The organism is Leptotrichia sp. SK-5 (assembly GCF_055387215.1).
On record NZ_AP028931.1, the window covers coordinates 2,456,179 to 2,476,943 of the forward strand.

Below are 20,765 nucleotides of genomic sequence, written 5' to 3' on the forward strand. Positions count from 1 at the left end.
TTTAATATTGAAAGAGTCAAGATATATTTTGGAAAGGATTTTGAATAATGGATAAATCAAGAAAATTTGACATAGCTATAGGCATATTATTTGGAATTATGACAATAATTTTAATTTATTTATTTTTTAGTAATAACATATTTTTTATGTGGGCATTTCAGCGACACCGTAATATACTAAGCTGGTATATTAGACCACTATTTATTATTCCAATAATTTGGAGTGCATACAAAAAGAGGTTTTCAGGAATTTCAATTTCTATTTTTGGTCTGTTTACGAGTATGTTCTGGTTTCCAAAGCCAAATATAACTAATCCTGAAATTGCAAAATTTTTAAATTTTGAAGCAAATTATTTGAAAAGTCGATGGACAATAGATAAAATTGTCCTGCTTTTTACTGTTATAGTTTTTTTTGTTTTTATAATAGTTTCAACTTGGACAAAAAACTGGAAATTACTTTTATTAATTTTAATAGCAACTGCAATTCTTAAAATATTTAACAGCTACCTTTTAACTGGCAAGAGTGCATTGTCAATGTTAAAGCCTGCAGTTGCTGGATTAATTATCTGTATGATAGCTGTATTTGTCTTAAAAAAGAAAAACTGATGAAAAAGGAGGATGAAGAAGCAAATATGAAAAAAATATTCTCAATTATTGTAGGATTAATCTTAATATTTACAATAACAAGTTGTCAAAATGATAAAAAAATTATTGAAAATGATTTAAAAAATTTAATAGAATTCACTCGAAACGGTGGTTATAAATTATCAAATCATGATAAAATGGCTGGTATAACATTTGAAGCAATTGATGAAGGATATAAAAAAATGTCCTATAAAATTAATAAAACAAAAAAAGAAAATAAAAATAAAATTATTGTAAATATTACTATAAAATATCCTGATTTATCAGAAGCAATAGAAATATTTAAAAAGAAAATATTAGAAGAAAGACAAAGACTTTTGCAATCACCAAACCCTACTGTGAGGTCAGAAGATGAAGTGATAAAATTGACTACGCAATTTTTAAAAGAATCTGTAAATGAAAAATTGAATGATCCTAATCTAAGATATTTTGAAGAAACATTTGATATTGTATATGTAAAACATAATGATAATTGGGAAATGCAAGAAAGTCCACAATTCAGCAAAGCAATGTTCTTTAATTTGAATTTTAACTCACTTACTCAAAATTAAAGATTTTTAAGGCAAAAACTTAAAATTTTACAATAAAAATAAAAAAATAACATAGAAAAAGGAGGAGAAATTGTGGGATATATAAAAATACTTGATGAAAAAGTGTCAAATATTATTGCCGCTGGGGAAGTTGTGGAAAATCCAGCTTCGATGATTAAGGAGATGATTGAGAACTCGCTGGATGCGAAGGCTACAATGATAAAAATTGAAGTTTTCAAATCTGGAACTGATGTTAAAGTAAGTGATAACGGAATTGGGATGGATAAGGACGATACTCTTTTGTCGGTAGAGCGGCATGCTACTTCTAAGATTAAGGAAAAGGAAGATGTTTTTAACTTAAATACTTATGGATTTCGTGGAGAGGCTCTGTCATCTATTGCGGCAGTGTCTAAGCTTACGATTACTACACGTTCTGAAAATAGTCCTGTAGGATATAAGATTGGCTGTTATGGCGGAGTTGTGAGAAAATTTGAGGAAGTTTCAAGAAATGTCGGGACAGAGATGGAAGTCAGGGATTTATTTTATAATACGCCTGCCAGACGGAAATTTTTACGAAAAATGTCAACAGAATATGGTAAAATCAGGGATATTGTACTAAAGGAAGCACTTTCAAACAGCAATGTGGCATTTTCGCTCGAACTAGATGGAAAAAATACGATAAAAACAAGTGGAAAAGGTATTGAGAATGCAATCCTCGAATTATTTGGAAAGTCAGTTTTGAGAAATTTGAAAAAATTTGAATATGGATATTTAGGTAATGTAGAAATTTTACGAAGTTCAAAGGACTTTATGTTTACTTTTGTAAATAACCGATATGTAAAGTCAGCAACTATTGAGCGTGCTGTTATAGACGGCTATTACACTAAACTAATGAAGGGAAAATATCCATTTGCAATTATTTTTTACAATACTGATCCAAAGGAAATAGATGTAAATGTTCACCCATCCAAAAAAATAATAAAATTCTCAAATGATAAAATTGTTTATAATGAAATAAAATCAGCAATTGATGACTTTTTTTACTACAATGACAGGGAAAACTGGCAACCTAATATTGACCTGATAAAGAAAAATATCAATATTAATGAAAATGTCTCTGTGGAAAAGGATGACTTGTTTTCCGATGATGTTTTGAAGGGGGAAAACCAAAAAGTTATAAGTTTGGAAACTTTTGATGGAAAAATTTTAGAAAATACTAAAAATTCAAATGAAAAAGATAATTTTTCAGCGGATGATTTTAATAAGAATGATAGAAATTCTGAGTTTCCTGATAATTCCGAAAATATTACATATAATACTTTTTCAAGTGATGAAAATTTTATAAATAATAAAAACGAAAATATCTCAAGCCTTGATGAAATCTGGAATAAAATGAATAAAAATTCAAATAAAATTGTGGAAAATAATGTGGAAAACTTTGAAATTGAAGATAAATTTCAGACAAAAAAATGGGAACATAATAGCAATTTTGAGAATTATAAAAATACTGCTGAATATAGAAATTTTGATACTATAAATGAAAATACTGCAGATGAATCCTATTATAAAGTTGGAACGTTTGAAAAGCATGTTGGAAAGCAGTTTCATTATGATATTCTGGGGCAGATTTTTGACACATATATTCTTGTTCGCAGAGATGACGAACTGGAAATTTATGATCAGCATATTATTCACGAGAGAATTTTGTATGAAGAGCTAAAGGACAAGTTTTATAATAAGAAAATTGAATCACAGCATTTATTATTGCCACTAAAAATGGAAGTTACACAAATTGAAAAAAATATTATTTTTGAAAATGTTGACATTTTTAAAGATTTTGGATTTGATATTGATGAATTTTCAGAAGATGAAATTGTGATTCGTGCCGTTCCTGCCTTTGACTTTCGGGATAGCATTGAAAATGTGTTTTTACAGCTGCTCATGGATTTGAAAAATGAAGTTGAAGTAAAGGATTTACGGGAAAATATTATTATTTCGATGTCGTGCAAGGGAGCTGTAAAAGCTGGACAAAGGCTTGATATGTTTGAAATGCAGAATATGGTGCGAAGGATTCACGAAGTTGGGAAATATACGTGTCCACATGGACGGCCAATTATTGTAAAACTCTCTAGAAACGATTTGGATAAAATGTTTGGCAGAAGAAAATAAGAGTAAAAAATTAAGAAAATTTAGTAAAAAAATGAAAAAACTTTTGACAATAAGGAAAAAATATGATAAGAATTAATGTAGTGTGTATTGGAAAAATAAAAGATAAATACATAAAAGAGGGAATAGCTGAGTTTTCAAAAAGGTTGTCAAAATACATAAAACTCGATATTACTGAACTGGCTGAAGAAGATGATAACAAGGGGATTGAAAATGCAATAAATTCAGAAACTGAAAGAATAATAAATGCTATTTCAAAAAAAAATTATTCATACAATATTTTGCTCGATTTAAATGGAAAAATGCTATCTTCCGAAGAAATGGCAGATAAAATCGAAAAAATTTCCATAACAAACAGTGAAATTAATTTCATAATAGGCGGATCCAATGGTGTAAATGACAACTTGCGAAAAATTGTAGACTTTAGGCTATGTTTTTCACCAATGACATTCCCACATCAGCTTATGCGATTAATTTTGACAGAGCAAATATACAGATGGATTTCAATTAATAATAATATAAAATATCATAAATAATGGAGGAAAAATATGTATTCTGCTGGGGAAGAATTTGAAAGAATTAACAACGAAGGAGATGTAGAAGGTTATACTTGCCTTTCCAATGTTACGGTAGGAGATAAGGAATATTTAGTTTGTGATGATGAAACTGGTGAAAAGAAAGTGTTTTATTATGACAGTATTGAAGAGGAACTGTATGATTTAGATGAGGATGAAGAAGATCAGGTGTTGGAAATATGGAATGATGAATATTACGGCTCTGATAAGGATTATATGTATTGGAATGAAGATTTTGGGGAATATGATAAAGATGAAAATGTGGATGGAGAATATGATGAAAGAAACTTTGACGCATTAGAAGACGAAGATGATGAGAATGATTTTTTTGGCAATGAAGACGAAGATGACGAGGATTTATCTGAGTTCTTAGATGATTTCTTTGATGACGATGAAGATGAATAAAAAATAAACTAAAGGAATGAAATGAAAATAAAAATAAAAAGTTCAGATAGCTTTGAACAAAATTATGAAAAATTATTTGAACTGGAAAAAATGATAAATCTTGAAGAAAAAAAAGAATATCATTATAAAGACGAATATGGAAACTGTAAAATTATTGATAAAGGTGATTTTGTAGAAATTTTTCGCTATGGGCAAATCAATTCCAAGCAAATATTTAAAAATAATAAAAATACTTTATTTAGCTATATTACAAAGCAATTTCATGGAAAATATAAGATTTTTACAAAAAAAATTGAAAAAGAAAATGGAAAAATAATGCTGGAATATGATATAATAGATGGTAATGAAGTGATAAATAGTATAAATTTAGAAGTACAATTTATAGATATTTAAGCAAGGGTATCAAACGCCATGCCCTTGCCAATTATTTAGATTTTATTTTCTAAATTTAGATAATAGAAAGATGTGAATATAGGTATCAAATAATTATTATTAAGTATGTTTATTTCATAATAAAAAAAATAGAAAGGAAAAGTGAATGAGTAATCAAAACCACAATGATAATGGTATTATAAAAGAAAAATTAAAAAAAGTAGAAGAATTAAAAGAAATAGGCATTGAGCCGTATGGACGAAAATATGAAAAATTAAATGATATTGCAGAAATAAACCAATATGATGAAACTTGTGATAAAGTATTTAAAACAGCGGGAAGAATCGTTGCCTTTAGAAGAATGGGAAAAAATGGATTTGGACAAATTCAGGATCCAACTGGAAAAATCCAATACTATGTAAAAAAAGATGAAGTTGGAGAAGAACAGTACGAAATTTATAAAAAAATGGGACTTGGTGATTTTATTGGATTAGAAGGAAAACTTTTTAGAACTAATACTGGGGAATTAACTCTAAGAGTAGATTCTTTTGAAGTGCTGTCTAAAAATGTACGTCCACTTCCAGAAAAATTTCATGGACTAACTAACATCGAAACTCGTTACAGACAAAGATATGTAGATCTTGTAATGAACAGGGAAGTTATGGAAACGATGAAAAAAAGATTCCAGATTATAAGATTTTTTAGAAGCTATCTTGAAAAACAAGGATTTACAGAAGTGGAAACGCCAATGATGCACCCAGTTGCTGGAGGAGCTACAGCAAGACCGTTTGTAACACATCATAATGCACTTGATATGGAGCTGTTCTTGAGAATAGCACCTGAATTATACTTAAAAAGACTGCTTGTAGGTGGATTTGAAAAAGTGTTTGAAATAAACAGAAGTTTTAGAAATGAAGGAATTTCAATAAAACATAATCCAGAATTTACAATGATGGAACTATATCAGGCTTATGCTGATTTTAATGATATGATGGACTTGACAGAAGATTTGATTTCAAGCTTAACATTTGAGCTTCATGGTAAATATGAGATTGAATATGAAGATAAGACTATTAATATGGCAAAGCCTTGGAGACGTGTTACAATGAAGGGCATTGTAAAAGAAACAACTGGATTTGATTTTGACACAGTTAGCAGTGATGAAGATGCGATAAATAAAGCTAAGGAAATGAATATTCCACTAGAAAAGGACAGAACTTATACAAAATATGGAATTTTAAACTTGATATTTGAAGAAAAAGTCGAGGGAACTTTATTAAATCCAACATTTATTACTGAATATCCAAAAGAGATTTCTCCACTTTCAAAAAATCAAAAAGGTGAAACTGAATGGGTAGACAGATTTGAGTTATTTATTTCGGGAAGAGAATTTGCCAATGCTTATTCAGAATTAAATGATCCGAGAGATCAGAAGGAAAGATTTGAAGAACAGGTGAAATTAAAAGAAGCTGGAGATGATGAAGCGCAAGGAATGGATTTAGACTATATCCGTGCCTTAGAATATGGAATGCCGCCAGCTGGAGGACTTGGAATAGGAATTGACAGATTAGTTATGCTGCAGACAAATTCTGCTTCAATAAGGGACGTTATTTTATTCCCAACATTAAGAAAAGAAGATATTGAATTATAATTTTTTAATACACTCGAACTCCTTTATAATTTTGGAGTTTGAGTCTTTTTTTATAACATCTAATTCTATCTTATAGTAAAACTACTTTAAAACCGAACCAAAAGTTATGACTATTTTACTAAAACTCTAAATTTATATAATTTTTAGTAGTTTAATTTTAAATAGGTTTGAGTATATATATAAAATCTAATTAAATTTGCTTGCTTCTAAATTTTTTATTCTGTCTTTTCTAGATTTTTTTTGGCTAAAATGATAAAATGTATTATAAAAATAAATTTTAGAATCCTAGGATTCTTTAATTAAGAGAGAGAGTGTGTAAAATGTATAAAATATTCAAAGATGTAGAGTATAAAATACTCAAAGATGCAAAAAAATTTGAAATAAAAGGTATTGAGTATGATTCACGAAAAATAAAAAAAGATTTTGTATTTGTGGCAATGTCTGGAAGTGAAACAGATGGGCATAATTTTATTCAAAAGGCAATCGACAATGGTGCAAAAATGATTATTGCAGAAAAAAATATAAATATAGCAACATACAAAAATTCTGACGATGTAACTTTTATTTTAGTAGAAGATATACGAAAAAAACTAGGAATAATTGCTTCAAATTATTATGACTATCCACAAAATAAAATAAAAATCATAGGAATTACAGGAACAAATGGAAAAACTACATCAAGTTTTATTTTAGAAAATATTTTGGAAAAGACAGCTAGAATAGGGACAAATGGAAACCGTATTTTAGATGAAGAATTTGAAGCAGTGAATACGACTCCCGAATCACTAGAATTAATCAAGTTGATTGATAAAAGTGTAAAAAAAGGGGCTGACTATTTTATAATGGAAGTTAGTTCACATGCTTTGGAAATTGGGCGTGTAGATATGCTTCAATTTGATTCTGCAATATTTACGAATTTGACACAAGATCACTTGGATTTCCACAAAACAATGGAAAATTATTTTAATGCAAAGAAAAAAATATTTTCTATGTTAAGAAAAGATAAAAAAAATAACGGTACAGGGGTAATTAATATTGATGATGAACACGGGGAAAAAATTTATTCTGAAATGAAAGGCAACAATTCTATTTCAATAAGTGTAAGAAACGAAAAAGCTGATATTTGGGGAGATATTCTAAACTATACAAATAATGGAATGAAAGTAAAAATAAATTTGAAAAATTATTTTGAAAAAACTAATCCTTTTCTTAAAAACATAAACGAAGAGTGTAAAGAAGAATTCAAATTTGAAGTTGATTTGGTTGGAGAATATAATTTATCCAATATTCTTGGTTGTGTTGCTTCTGCTTTATCACTTGGCATTGAAATGGACTGTATCGTAAAAAAATTAGAAAAAATATCTTCAGTATCAGGAAGATTTGAAACAATAAAAAGCGATTTGGAAGTAAGAATAGTAGTTGATTTTGCACATACAGATGATGGTCTTTTAAATGTTGGAAAAACTTTGAAACAAATCACAGATAATCGTGTAATAACAATATTTGGTGCAGGCGGTGATAGAGATCACGAAAAACGTCCAAAAATGGCAAAAGCTGCTGCGAAATTCAGTGATTTTATTATTTTAACTTCAGACAATCCACGTACAGAAAATCCTGTCAATATTTTAGCAGACATAGAAAAAGGACTTATTGAAGAAAAATACCCATTTGGTAAATACTTAATTATAGCTGATAGAAAAAGAGCAATAAAACATGGAATGAAACTACTTCAAAAAGGTGATAGTCTATTAATTGCAGGAAAAGGACACGAAACTTATCAAATCATCGGAACTGAAAAAACACATTTTGATGATAGGGAAGTTGTGAGAAATATTTTGGACGAAATGAAATAATTTAACATAATAAGTTACTCTTAATTTTTAACTTATTCTTGAAATTATTTAAAATCAAAGTAATAAAAAATTATAATTAATAAAAACCCCTTAAAACCTATATTTCTATTATAAATAATATTACAGGTTACAAGGGGTGTTTTCATTATATATCTAATTTTTAGTAGAAATCGCATCCACATCATACTGTTTTCCCAGCTCAACTTGAGAATTATTCTTCAAGTCATAATAAGCCGCAACTCCTATCATAGCCGCATTATCAGTACAATATTCCATTTTGGGAAAATGAACTGCGATTTGTTCGTTTTTGTCAGTTTTAATATTTGTAAATTCTGAAAATTTCTCACGAAGCCTTTTGTTGGCAGAAACGCCACCTGCAACGAGTATAGTTTTCACATCTTTTTCCTTTACAGCCATCAATATTTTATCATACAAAACATTTACAATAATTTCCTGAAGAGATTTTGCAATATCTTCTTTTGAAATAGCATTACCCTTCATCTTTTGATTATTTACATAATTAGTTATAAAAGTTTTTATTCCACTAAAACTGAAGTTGTAGCCGTCAACTTTTGGTTTTCTTATTTTTAAAATATCTTCTCCGTTTACTGACAATTTATCTATATACGGTCCTCCTGGATATTCTAATCCCAATATTCTTGCAATTTTGTCATAAGTTTCTCCAACAGCATCGTCTAATGTTTCGCCAAGCAAATCAGTAATTATTTTCCCATTCTCTTCATAAATATAATACAAGTTTGTATGCCCGCCTGATACAACTAGCGATATTGCAGGTAATTTTACATCATTATCAATAAAACTTGAGAAAATATGCCCATTAATGTGATTTACTGGAAGTAGTGGAATATTGTTGGCATAACTCAAGGATTTTGCGAACATTAAGCCTACGAGCAGAGAGCCGATAAGCCCAGGAGTATTTGTTACAGCGATGTAGTCAATGTCGCTTAATTCGCAGTTTGCTTTTTCCAGAGCTTCGGTAAATACTGGTAAAATATTCTCAATGTGGTGCCGTGAGGCAATTTCAGGAACTACTCCGCCAAATTCCTTATGAATATCAATCTGAGTGGAAATAATATTGCTTAAAATCTTTTTCCCATCTTCTACAACTGCAACGGAAGTTTCATCACAGGATGTTTCAAATGCAAGTATTTTCATAGTTTTTCTCTCTTTCTTCTTTTCGTTTTTCATTTTTTTCTTCAATTTTTAATTGTCATATTCCTTAACAATTTTGTCAAATACAGTTTCTACCAAAATTCCCGTCATACAATCTGCATATTTCTTAGGAAATTTGTCATCTCCATAAAGTGAATGTGGCGGACAGTGTGGATTATTTAGCAAAAATGTACTTTTTTCAAAGGAAAATAATTTTGGATCAGTTGGTCCAAAAAATACAAAAGTGTTGGCTTTTACGGCTCTAGCTATATGGAAAGGACCTGAATCGTTTACGACTGCCGCTTTGGCGTATTTTAACAATACACCACTTTCCTTAAAAGAAATTTTTCCGCACAAATCAATGACTCGTCCATCTCTATCAGCTTTTACAACATTCGCATCTTCTTTTCCACCAATCACAAAAATTCTCAACTTTTCATTATTTTTTACAAATTTACTTTCATTTTCGAGAATCTTTTTTGCCAGTTCATCGTAATAAGGCCATTTTTTCGTAAATTTAGAAGCTCCAGGAGCCAGCACAAAATAACTTCCATCTTTCAAATCATATTTTTGTACAAATTTTTCTTCCATTTTTTTATCAATATAAAATTCCAGATTATCCCCAAGACCATTTTTTATATTTTTATCAGAAAAACTTATTCCCATTTTTTTTAATGCAGTAAAATAACTCTCAACAATTGTGCAATCTGCATTATATGTAATAAGTTTCGCTTTTACAAGTATAGTTTTCCACCATTTTCTCTTTTTATATCGACAATACTTAGTATTCTTACTTTGAAGGCTTTTTCCAATAATTCTGGAAAGAAATTTTGAATGTAAATCAATAACATAGTCATAATTCTCTTTTTTCAGCTTGCCTATCATATCTTTTATATAATTTCTATCCTTACTTTTCTTTTTATCAAAAATTACCAAATTTCTAATTTCAGGATTTAAGGAAATTGCCTCAAAAAAAGTATTGTAAACTATAAAATCTATTACAGCTTCTGGATACTTCTCCTTAATTGCTCTTATTATCGGAGTTGTAAGCACCACATCTCCAAATGAGCTAAATCTTATTATTAATATTTTCATATTTTCCCTTTTCTAAAATAAATTTTCTTTTTTTATTTTTTTCCATTCAATTTTACAAGTGTTCAAATATATAGTAAAACCGATTTAAAACTGAACTCAAAAGTTAGGACTATTTTACTCAAACCTTAAATTTATATAATTTTTAGTAGTTTAATTTTAAATAGGTTTGAATATATTTTATAATTTATAACCATTATAAGTCAAGTATTTTTATTTACGAATAAAAAAGAGCATTCATAAAAATCCTGCCCTCTTTATAGTAACTAACTTATTTTAATACTGCTTTTGCTTTTTGGAATAAATCTTGTACAAATTCTCCCTTATCAGTATCAATTCCAGAAATTGTCACAGTACCTGGTATTCCACTTGTATAAGGGTAGATGTTATAAGTCCAGCCGTTTTTTCTAGTAATTTCACGGATGTTCTTATTTTCTGAAGCAGCCACTTCTGTAACCTCCAATTGCCCTTTGTATTTATTTTTTTCAAATACTTTTAAAAGGCTCAAAAGTGCAGATTCATCGTGTTTTTCTATAATAAATTCGACTTTATTTGCACCTGAAAGATTTTTGTACATCTGTTTTGCAAAATCTCCATCCTTTTTCAGCTTAAAAAGAAGATTTGCAAGCCCTCCACGATTTACTGTTCCACTTATCACTGGGTTTTCATAATTGTCATTAATAACTCCAATTACAACTTTATCTAAAGCTGAAAACGATAGTGTTCCAAAAATAATAAATAACATCAAAATTAATTTTTTCATTCTAATTTTCTCCTTTTTTATTTTTTTATTTCTAAATATATTTTTTATCTTCTTCTGCCCTTCATAAATCCTCCACCAAGTCCTGGAATACCCCCACTATTAAACATTTTCATCATCTGTTTCATTTGCTCAAACTGTTTTATTAATTTATTTACGTCATTTACCTGAACTCCGCTTCCTTTGGCAATTCTCATTTTACGGCTTCCGTTTTTTAGAAGTTTTGGATCACGTCTTTCCTGAACTGTCATTGAAAAAATGATTGCTTCAACCTTTTTCATTTCCTTTTCAGCCATTCCCATGTCAATCATGCTAGTGTCAACTCCAGGTATCATTTTCATAATTCCGGCAATTGATCCCATTTTTCTTATCATCTTAAACTGCTTTAAAAAATCTTCAAAATCAAATTGATTTTTTCTAAATTTTTCTTCCATTTTCTTGGCTTCTTTTTCATCAATGGCTTCCTGCGCCTTTTCTACAAGTGAAACGACATCCCCCATTCCAAGAATACGTGAAGCAAGCCTGTCTGGGTGAAATGGTGCGATGTCATCCAGTTTTTCCCCTTCACTTATGAATTTAATTGGCTTTCCTGCAACTTCCTTTACTGAAAGAGCAGCTCCTCCCCGAGTATCTCCGTCGAGTTTTGTAAGCACGACTCCAGTAATATCAAGCTGTTCATTAAATTCCTTTGCTACATTAACCGCATCCTGTCCTGTCATTCCATCAACAACAAGCAAAATTTCATTTGGATTAAAACTATCCTTTATGTCTTGCAATTCACTCATAAGCTGTTCATCAATGTGTAATCTTCCCGCAGTATCAATAATCACATAAGTGGCATGCTCAGTTTTTGAAGCCTCAATCCCTTGTTTTACAATCTCCAATGCATCTGTACTTTCATCAATTGTAAATACAGGAACTTTCACTTGCTCTCCTAACACTTTCAATTGCTTTTTCGCAGCAGGTCTATAAACATCTGCCCCTATCAAAAATGGCTTTTCCCCTTTCGATTTCAAATGCTTTGCCAATTTTCCAGAAAATGTAGTTTTTCCAGCTCCTTGAAGTCCAGAAAGCATTACAATCGTTGGATTTTTATCAGCTTTAGCAATCGAAACATTTGAACCTCCAAGCACTTCCACAAGTTCATCATTTACAATTTTTACAAATTGCTGCGTAGGATTAACTCCGCTAATAACCTGTTCTCCCAATGCCTTTTCTCGAATCTTTGCTACAAAGTTTTTAGCCACGCTGTAATTTACATCTGCTTCAAGCAATGCCAGTCTTACTTCCCTCAAAGCTTCTTTCATATTATTTTCAGTCAATTTCCCTTGTCCACTGACTTTTTTAAATATATCTTTAAATCTATCTCCTAAATTATTAAACATTATTAATTTTTCTCCTTATTTATATATTTTTTACTATATATTTTTTTAATTTTCGTGATTATAGGATAACATATTATGGGGGAAAAAACAAGATGATTATACATAGTAAATTTTTTAATACTAATTCTAGTTCTAGAGTACAATTCCCCTTTTAAAACAAAAAAGAAGCAGAATCCTAAAAATTCCACTTCCACATTCATAAATTCATTTTTCTTAAATCACACATTAATAAACTCGATTTCCATATTTGTCCTTGCAATAATATTCACCATTACCTCTTCTATAACATTCTATACCTCTTTCAGCTGCTCACCGATCTGAATCTTTCCAAATTGCTATGTCCTCTGTAGTACATCCTACAACTGTCATTCCAAGTAACACAATCAAAATCAATTTCTTCATAAAAATCAACTCCTATCCCATATTCTATTTATTATATTATAACAATTACTTATAATTTCCAAATTTTATTTTTGGGGGTTTTTGATTAGAATTATATAAAATAAAATTACATCATATTTAAAGGATCTACATCAATCGTTACTCTAATTTTCTTTTCTATTTCGCGAAATTTGCCTACACATTTTTTTATGATTTTTTTAATTTTCAAGATATTTTCTCTTTCAAATTTAAAAAATATCTGGTATCTGTATCTGCCGTTTATTTTGTAAATTGGGGATTTGAAAGCGTCTGAGATAAAATCATTTGAAGTCAAGTTCATTGCTGCATTTACATTTCTTATAATTTCTTCACGCAAAATTTTGGCTTTTTCCGTTACCAGATTTTCCTCCGTTGCCGAAATTACCAAAATTACAATTCTTCCAAAAGGCGGATAATTCAGCATTTTTCGCATAATCATCTCGTTTTTGTAATAGCCTTCATAATCACTTTCAATAGTTTTCTTTATTACATCATTTTCGCCATTAAAAGTCTGAATAATCACTTCCCCATCCTTTTCTCCACGTCCTGCACGCCCTGAAGCCTGTGTCAGCAGCTGAAAAGTCTTTTCTGAGGCCCGAAAGTCTGGAAAATTAAGGATTATGTCCGCATTAATTACTCCGACTAATGTTACGTTTGAAAAATGCAGTCCCTTTGCGATAATCTGTGTTCCAAGCATTATGTCGTATTTGTGATTTTTAAAGTCATTGTAGGCTTTTTCATAATTTTGCTTTGTCTTTATGCTTTCAGAGTCTACTCTCACAGTGCTTGCTGATGGAAACGCTGTCGCCAATTCTTCCTCAATTTTTTCCGTCCCAGCCCCAATTTGTCTCATTTTATGCCCACCACATTCATCACATGTGTTGTCAAAGCGTTTTTCATAGCCGCAGTAATGGCATTTCAGGCGATTATCGTATTTGTAGTAGTTTAAAGAAATACTGCAGTTCGGACAAGTTGGAATATTTCCACAATCCTTGCATTTCAGCAAGTTTGAAAATGCTTTTCTATTCAAAATCAAGATAACCTGCTCATTTTTTTGTAAAGTCTGAGAAATTCTGTCTAGCAGTTCTTCTGAAAAATTTTCCGTTGTTTCATTCAAATCCACAATTTCAAATTTTGGCAGTTTAGCATTCTTATACCGTTTTGTCAGCTCAATTAATTCAATATCGCCCTGCTGTGCCTGATAATAAGTTTCAAACGAAGGAGTTGCTGAACCTAAAATCACTTTTATCTTTTCACTTTTTACAATTTCAGCTTCTTCCAAATTATCATTTTTCTCTAATTCACTATTTTTTTCAAGTTTCTCATCTTTTTTCAAATTTTCGTTTTGTAAAAATGCTCTTTTTATTGCCACATTTTTTACGTGATACCGTGGATTATTCTCCTGCTTGTACGTATTTTCATGCTCCTCATCCACAATAATATATTTCAAGTTCTGAACAGGTGCAAAAACCGCCGATCTTGCTCCAATCACAATTTTCTTTTCGCCATTTCGTATGAAAGTCCATTCTTCCCGCTTTTCCTTGTCTGTAAGTTTGCTATGAAGAATAGCCACTTCATTGTGAAATTCCTCCTCAAGCCTTTGTATCATCTGAACTGTAAGTGAAATTTCAGGTACCAGGAAAATACTGCCAAACCCTTGTTTCAAGGCTTCCTTTATCAAGTTAATATATATTTCCGTCTTCCCTGAGCCAGTTATCCCCTTTAACAGAAAAATCTGATTTTCACTATTTTTTATTGTATCCACAGCCTTTTGCTGCTCATCATTCAAAATAATTTCCTTTTCTACAATTTCACTTTTTTCCTTTTCTCTTTTTGAAATTTTAGAATTTAAAATAACTTTCTTTTCAATGGAAATAACCTTTTCATTTATTGCCTGTTCCACAATTTTACTGGAAAAATTCTTTTTCAAAGTTGCGATGGTAACTTCCTGCCGTTTTTTCATATATTCATTAAATTTTTTCATTTCCTCAATTTTTTCCACTTCCAAAGTTTCATTATTTTCTGAAAATTCCTTTTGGAAAATGGCTTTTTTGGAATAATTTAACTTCAATGCTCCTGGATAAACTGCCTTTATTACGTTGTAATAATCACTTATATAATAATTTTTTATCCATCTTATAAGCTGCATAATATCGGATGGAATGGACAAAACTGGGGCAGCATCCTTAATTTTTTTCACTTTTGAAATATCAAACTGAATCTGATTTTCATTAACGATTGCTATAACAAGCCCCATTTTATCCTTATTTATAAAATTAACAATGCACCATTGCCCAATTTCATACTTCTCTTCCGATTTATATGTGTATATTCCCTGATTATTTTCCACATAAATTTCATAATAATACATTTTTACCCCTTAACATTTCTTCCTCAATTAATTTTTATAAAAAATACTTTTATTCCAGCATTATCTGTATCTTCGTATGCTTATCGAGTTTAGTCCCTTTTTCAGGAAATTGTGATACAACCGCTCCACTTCCAGTAATTTCATATTGAGCAAACTTCCCTTGCGGATAAATTGATAAAAACTCTCTCAAACTAATTCCAGTTAAATCAGGCATAATATTTTTATCAAAATCCTGCTTTATCTTTCCTAAGTCCTTTTTCTTTTCCTGCTGAAAAACTTCAGTAATTTTTTCTGGAGTTTTTACCTTCCCATTTGGTTTTATTCTCTTATACTCAATTAATTTTTCCAATACTCTTCTTACTGAAGGTAAGGCAACTTGAGCTGCATAATATTTTCCACCTTTAGGTTCGCTAATTGTTATCAATATAGCGTATTTAGGCTTATCTGCTGGAAAAAATGCAAAAAACGAACTAATATGTCTATTTCCATATCCATCTTTTTCTGCTTTTTGAGCAGTTCCTGTTTTTCCACCAACACGATAGCCAGGCATATACGCTCCTCCACCAGTTCCACGATTTACACTTGCTTCCATGTACCTTCTATTTAATCTTGACGCTTCATCACTAAATACTTTTCTTATCATAACAGGATTATTTTGCTTTATTATATTTCCCTTATTGTCTTCTATTCTGTCCACTAAATAAGGCTTCATTAATTTACCATTGTTTATAACTGTATTTAATGCTGTTATCATTTGAATTTGTGTTACTGCGATTCCTTGTCCAAAAGATATATTAGCTCTTCTTACTTCATCTTTTAATGTTTTAAATTCACGAAGTTTTTGTGTTGCTTCAAAATATGTATCTACATTTGTTTTTCCACTTAGTCCAATGTCTATTAAATAACGATAAAAAGTATTTTTATCAATCTTTTCCTGTATTTTTACCATAGCTACATTTCCAGAATGTGCAATTATATCTGCTAAACCTAAATTTCCAATCGTCGAACTATCGTGATCTCTTATTATTCTATCATATACTCGAATAAAACCAGGTGAATAAATTTTTGTATTTTCATTAATCACTTTTGTATCCAATCCTATTGCAACTGTTATAGGCTTAAATATCGAACCTGGCTCAAAAAAATCAACAATTGTCCTATTTTTTATAGTTGACTTATCTTCAGCCTTTGGATACGAAGACATTGCCAATATTTTTCCTGTTTCTACTTCTATTAAAATTCCCATTGTTGAAGTTGCACTATGTTCTATATATGCCTTTTGAAGCTCGTCATCAAGATTATACTGCATAACACTGTCAAGTGTAAGCACAAGATTTTGTCCTTCAACAGCTGGTTTTGCTTCATTTTTATTTTTTACTTTTACAATTTCTAAAAATGGCTTTGGTATTCTAAGTCTTGGCTCAACTCCCATTTCTCCAGCAAGTTGTTCATCATAGTATTTTTCAATCCCATAAACACCTTTATTCTCATTGTTTACAAATCCAAGTGTTTCTTGAAAAGCCTCACTCTGCACATAATTTCTTGTGAAAACTGTTTCAAATACTATTCCTTTAAACCGTCTTTTATACTTTTCTTTTTTTTGTTTAATAGCCTCATTTTTATCATTATCAATTTCTGACTCAATTTCTATTTTTGTTCTATATGAAATTTTATCATCTATTTTTAAATATTGCCTACCTGCCTTTTTTTTCTCCAAATACTCAAGTTTATATTTTTGAATATCCAAAGATTCAATGTATCTTTTTAACATATCTAGCAATGTATCAATACTTTCCTCATCAATCAAAGTTGGATCTAGTATAACAAAATAATCCTCATTATCGTATGCCAAAATTTGCCCATCACTCGTGGATATTTTCCCTCTTTTAGCTTTTTTATACGTTTTGTAAGAATATTTTTTTTCTGAATCTTCTCTTATCTTTTGTCCACCTTTTGTTTGAAGATAATAAACTCTTCCAATTAAGGCTGCAAATCCTATAATTGTAAAAAGAAATATCAATACAAATCGTCCGTTAAATGTGTTAAAATATTTAAACAGTTTTTTACAAATTTTTTGTAACTTCTGTTTTCTCCTATTTTCTTCCATATTTGACTTTGCTCTGTCAATAATACTGCTTTTTTTATTACCCTTTTTCATTTTTCTCCTACTTTAACCAATATTAACCTTCCAGTCTTGCTAAAATCATTTCATTAATCATTTGCGGATTAGCCTTGCCTTTAGAAAGTCTCATTGACTGTCCCACAAGATATTTTAACGCGTTGCTCTTTCCAGCCTTGTAATCTTCCACAGACTGAGGATTTTCAGCCAGCACCTGCTCTACGATTTTTTCAATTTCGCTGTTGTCTGTAATTTGCACAAGCCCTTTTTCCTTTACGATAATTTCAGGATCTTTATTTTCTGAAAGCAATATTTCAAATACATCTTTTGCAATTTTTGAACTAATCGTATTAGCTTTTATCAATTTAATCAATTTTCCAATATTTTTAGGCTCAACAGAAAATTCCTCAATAGAAATATTTTTTTCTTTTAACACACGTAAAATTTCTGTCAATACCCAGTTTGCCGCAAGTCTTGCATCATCCGAAACTTTTACAACTTTCTCATAATATTCAGCCAGTTCCTGCTCTGATGAAAGAGTAGCCGCTTCCATTTCATTCAATTTATACTCATTAATAAATCTTTTTGCCTTCTCATCTGCAAATTCAGGCATTTCATCCTTTACATTTGAAAGTCTTGATTCAGTAATGATAATCGCTGGCAAGTCAGGCTCTGGAAAATATCTGTAGTCCATCGCTTCCTCTTTGCTCCTCATCGGCTTTGTAACCGCATTTTCCTCATCCCAAAGTCTTGTTTCCTGAACTACACGTCCACCATTTTCAAGCACTTCAATTTGTCTGTTTGTCTCATACTCAATCGCCTTTACAACCGCTTTAAACGAGTTTAAGTTCTTAGTTTCCGTTCTAGTCCCAAGCTTTGTTTCACCCTTTTTTCTAACAGAAACATTAGCATCGCATCTAAGTGATCCAAGTTCCATACTTACATCGCTGACTTTCGTATATTTCAGCCTATCCTTCAATGTATTCAAATAAGCATACGCTTCCTCAGCATTTTTTATCTCAGGCTTTGAAATAATCTCAATTAACGGCACAGAGGCCCTGTTATAATTTAGCAAAGTTTCGGAAGCCGTATGAATACTTTTCGCCGTATCTTCCTCAATCTGTATTCTTTCAATCCCGACACTTGCTTCCTTCCCACTATTCGTCGTGATTTTCAAAACTCCATTTTCAGCATAAGGCTTAAAAAACTGTGTTATTTGATAATTTTTTGGCGAATCAGGATAAAAATAATTTTTTCTGTCAAAATAACTCTCCCTGTTTATCTCGCACCCAAGTGCAAGTGCCGCCTTTATCGCATAATCCAGCACCTTTTCATTCAACTTCGGCAAAGCCCCAGGCTGCCCTGTACAAATAGGACATACCGCAGTATTAGGCTCTTTATTATCATAATCCGCATCACAAGAACACCATACCTTCGTATTCGTTTTCAATTGACAATGCACTTCCAGTCCGATGACTGTTTCATATTCCATATTCATTTTTTTATTTTTCCCTTTCATTTTTTTTAATTATTGATTTTTTAAAGACATTCTATTATTCATTAAATAATTTTAGACGATTTTTAGATTTTATACTATTATCTTTGTATTTTTCTAAATAAAGTTTTTCAAACTCCTCAATTTCCAAATTATGATTTTTTAAAAACCATTTTTTATGATTTTCTATATATTCTTTTCTAAGTTTCTCATCATTCAAATCATTCGGAATTCTTTTCATTCTCTCATCTATACTGTCAAATCCATAAAAATGCTCATTTAATCTTTCTTCTGACATTTCTATGTATTCTTTATTAATTTCTATCCCTATTCCTTGCCTGTTTATCTGCTGACAAACTCGCATTGCTGTACCACTGCCTAAAAATGGATCTAATACAAGGTCTCCCTCATTTGATGAAGCAAGTATCATTCGTTCATATAATGCTTCCGGTTTTTGTGTAGGATGCTTTTTCCTATTTTTATTACTGTAATGAACATGTGAAACTTCCCATACATTTCCAGGATTAGCCCCTCTTATATTATTTACAGAGCGATAATATTTTTGTGGTATTCTTATGTCATCTAAATTAAACTTAAATTTTTTCTTATCCTTCGTAAACATCAAAATATCATCATGTCTAGGAGAAAAGCCTCTAGTTTTACCAATACCTTGTGTATAAAACCATGTTATCCATGAATTAAAATGTAAATTAAACTCTTTTTCCAGCATAACATAAACATACGATATGTATTTCATTCCCATAAAAATATATAAAGTTCCATCATCTTTCAAAATTCTCACTGCTTCCTTTATCCAAAGCCGTGAAAACTCAAGATACTCGTCAAACTCCAGATTATCCTTTGTAAATCCGTAATCCTTGTTTAAATTATATGGAGGATCTGTTACAATTAAATCTACACTTTTATCAGAAATTTCTTTTAACTTCTCCAAAGCATCCCCAAATATTAATTTTATTCCTTTATCCATTTATTTTTCACCGCTTCCCTATAAAAATTCTCTATAGTCCTGCGACTGCTATTTAAGTATTTTCTATCTAACAATTGGCACATTTCCCAAGTAGTTCTATATTGATATTCAACATAATGTATATCTTTTATTTGAATTTGTCCAGTTCCTAAACTTGGATTATAAGAAATGTCTTTTTCACTGACATATTTTAAATCATACACTTTAAAATCCGTTAATTCCATTATTCCATTCATTGCTAATGTAATATTATCCCTCTCACTATAAACTTTATGTTTTATAGATAAAATTATAAATATAAAATCAGGATTCTGAATATAAGCTGTTCTTATTCGTGAAAAAGAGGTTATATTAGGTGATTTGCCACTATTTTTTATATTATTGGAAGTAGCTTTTACATCAATATTTCCCGTTATCACATCTTCGTTTTTTCTAAATTGTAATATTATATCTGACATTCCTAATCTTTCTTGTGCCTCTACATTCATAAGTTTATATTTATTTTCAAAATCATCTCTTATCTCTGAAAATACTTCAAAAGCCCATGCCTCAATCATTGGAGCAGCTAGTTTATTTATATTCTCCAATGGAAGTCTCATTTTTAAATTCGTATTTATTATTATTTTATTATCTCCTATTACCTTTTTTTCATCCAAAATTTGCTTTACAGAAGAAACAACAAATTCCGATTCTTCTTTATAATTATTAGATTCCATTGGTTTTTTCAAATCTAAATCTGTATACTTCATTTACTCCCCCTAAAAAT

General features: G+C 30.2%; 17 protein-coding genes. 8 read left to right on the plus strand and 9 right to left on the minus strand.

The window, feature by feature from the left end:
- The first annotated feature begins 47 nt into the window (after nucleotides 1-47).
- The 8 genes from ACZ5B9_RS11995 to ACZ5B9_RS12030 all read left to right on the plus strand — a co-directional run bounded on the left by ACZ5B9_RS11995 (nucleotide 48) and on the right by ACZ5B9_RS12030 (nucleotide 8,196).
- A complete protein-coding gene (locus tag ACZ5B9_RS11995; protein ID WP_464422793.1) occupies nucleotides 48-605 on the plus strand; it encodes a hypothetical protein in 558 nt (185 codons plus the stop codon).
- Nucleotides 605-1,195 (plus strand): hypothetical protein, encoded by a 591-nt coding sequence (locus ACZ5B9_RS12000; protein ID WP_464422794.1) that lies wholly within the window; start codon nucleotides 605-607, stop codon nucleotides 1,193-1,195. Before ACZ5B9_RS11995 ends, ACZ5B9_RS12000 begins: the two co-directional genes overlap by 1 nt.
- Before the next feature lie 72 nt (nucleotides 1,196-1,267).
- Complete coding sequence (mutL, locus tag ACZ5B9_RS12005; RefSeq protein WP_464422795.1) at nucleotides 1,268-3,343, plus strand: DNA mismatch repair endonuclease MutL; 2,076 nt, start codon at nucleotides 1,268-1,270, stop codon at nucleotides 3,341-3,343.
- Between the two features lie 62 nt (nucleotides 3,344-3,405).
- On the plus strand, nucleotides 3,406-3,876 hold the full coding sequence (locus tag ACZ5B9_RS12010; RefSeq protein ID WP_314291391.1) for a 23S rRNA (pseudouridine(1915)-N(3))-methyltransferase RlmH: 471 nt from the start codon (nucleotides 3,406-3,408) through the stop codon (nucleotides 3,874-3,876).
- Nucleotides 3,877-3,888: 12 nt separating this feature from the next.
- The gene (locus ACZ5B9_RS12015) at nucleotides 3,889-4,320 is read left to right on the plus strand and encodes a hypothetical protein (protein WP_464422796.1); all 432 of its coding nucleotides are present in this window, start codon (nucleotides 3,889-3,891) and stop codon (nucleotides 4,318-4,320) included.
- Nucleotides 4,321-4,341: 21 nt separating this feature from the next.
- Nucleotides 4,342-4,713 carry a DUF1934 family protein gene (locus ACZ5B9_RS12020; RefSeq protein ID WP_464422797.1) on the plus strand — a complete coding sequence of 124 codons (372 nt, stop codon included), beginning with the start codon at nucleotides 4,342-4,344 and terminating at the stop codon, nucleotides 4,711-4,713.
- A gap of 145 nt (nucleotides 4,714-4,858) precedes the next feature.
- On the plus strand, nucleotides 4,859-6,343 hold the full coding sequence (lysS, locus tag ACZ5B9_RS12025) for a lysine--tRNA ligase (protein ID WP_464422798.1): 1,485 nt from the start codon (nucleotides 4,859-4,861) through the stop codon (nucleotides 6,341-6,343).
- Between the two features lie 320 nt (nucleotides 6,344-6,663).
- A complete protein-coding gene (locus ACZ5B9_RS12030; protein ID WP_464422799.1) occupies nucleotides 6,664-8,196 on the plus strand; it encodes a UDP-N-acetylmuramoyl-L-alanyl-D-glutamate--2,6-diaminopimelate ligase in 1,533 nt (510 codons plus the stop codon).
- 153 nt (nucleotides 8,197-8,349) lie between these two features.
- Here the strand turns inward: ACZ5B9_RS12030 and tsaD are convergent, their stop codons facing one another.
- The 9 genes from tsaD to ACZ5B9_RS12075 form a co-directional block, all read right to left on the minus strand.
- The gene (tsaD, locus tag ACZ5B9_RS12035) at nucleotides 8,350-9,372 is read right to left on the minus strand and encodes a tRNA (adenosine(37)-N6)-threonylcarbamoyltransferase complex transferase subunit TsaD (protein WP_464423975.1); all 1,023 of its coding nucleotides are present in this window, start codon (nucleotides 9,370-9,372) and stop codon (nucleotides 8,350-8,352) included.
- 48 nt (nucleotides 9,373-9,420) lie between these two features.
- The gene (locus ACZ5B9_RS12040; protein ID WP_464422800.1) at nucleotides 9,421-10,464 is read right to left on the minus strand and encodes a glycosyltransferase family 9 protein; all 1,044 of its coding nucleotides are present in this window, start codon (nucleotides 10,462-10,464) and stop codon (nucleotides 9,421-9,423) included.
- Nucleotides 10,465-10,732: 268 nt separating this feature from the next.
- Complete coding sequence (locus ACZ5B9_RS12045; protein WP_464422801.1) at nucleotides 10,733-11,224, minus strand: hypothetical protein; 492 nt, start codon at nucleotides 11,222-11,224, stop codon at nucleotides 10,733-10,735.
- A 44-nt stretch (nucleotides 11,225-11,268) separates the two neighbouring features.
- On the minus strand, nucleotides 11,269-12,606 hold the full coding sequence (gene ffh / locus ACZ5B9_RS12050) for a signal recognition particle protein (protein WP_071124082.1): 1,338 nt from the start codon (nucleotides 12,604-12,606) through the stop codon (nucleotides 11,269-11,271).
- Between the two features lie 508 nt (nucleotides 12,607-13,114).
- Nucleotides 13,115-15,397, minus strand: coding sequence for a replication restart helicase PriA (gene priA / locus ACZ5B9_RS12055; protein WP_464422802.1), 2,283 nt, complete (start codon nucleotides 15,395-15,397; stop codon nucleotides 13,115-13,117).
- Nucleotides 15,398-15,446: 49 nt separating this feature from the next.
- Nucleotides 15,447-17,555: a penicillin-binding transpeptidase domain-containing protein gene (locus ACZ5B9_RS12060; RefSeq protein ID WP_464422803.1), complete on the minus strand. Its 2,109-nt coding sequence runs from the start codon at nucleotides 17,553-17,555 to the stop codon at nucleotides 15,447-15,449.
- A gap of 22 nt (nucleotides 17,556-17,577) precedes the next feature.
- Nucleotides 17,578-19,014 carry an Asp-tRNA(Asn)/Glu-tRNA(Gln) amidotransferase subunit GatB gene (gene gatB, locus ACZ5B9_RS12065; RefSeq protein WP_464422804.1) on the minus strand — a complete coding sequence of 479 codons (1,437 nt, stop codon included), beginning with the start codon at nucleotides 19,012-19,014 and terminating at the stop codon, nucleotides 17,578-17,580.
- Nucleotides 19,015-19,069: 55 nt separating this feature from the next.
- Entirely contained in the window at nucleotides 19,070-19,999 is a 930-nt protein-coding gene (locus ACZ5B9_RS12070; protein WP_464422805.1) for a DNA-methyltransferase, read from the minus strand.
- Nucleotides 19,984-20,748 (minus strand): restriction endonuclease, encoded by a 765-nt coding sequence (locus tag ACZ5B9_RS12075; protein ID WP_464422806.1) that lies wholly within the window; start codon nucleotides 20,746-20,748, stop codon nucleotides 19,984-19,986. The genes ACZ5B9_RS12070 and ACZ5B9_RS12075 overlap by 16 nt, the downstream gene beginning before the upstream one ends.
- Nucleotides 20,749-20,765 lie beyond the last annotated feature (17 nt).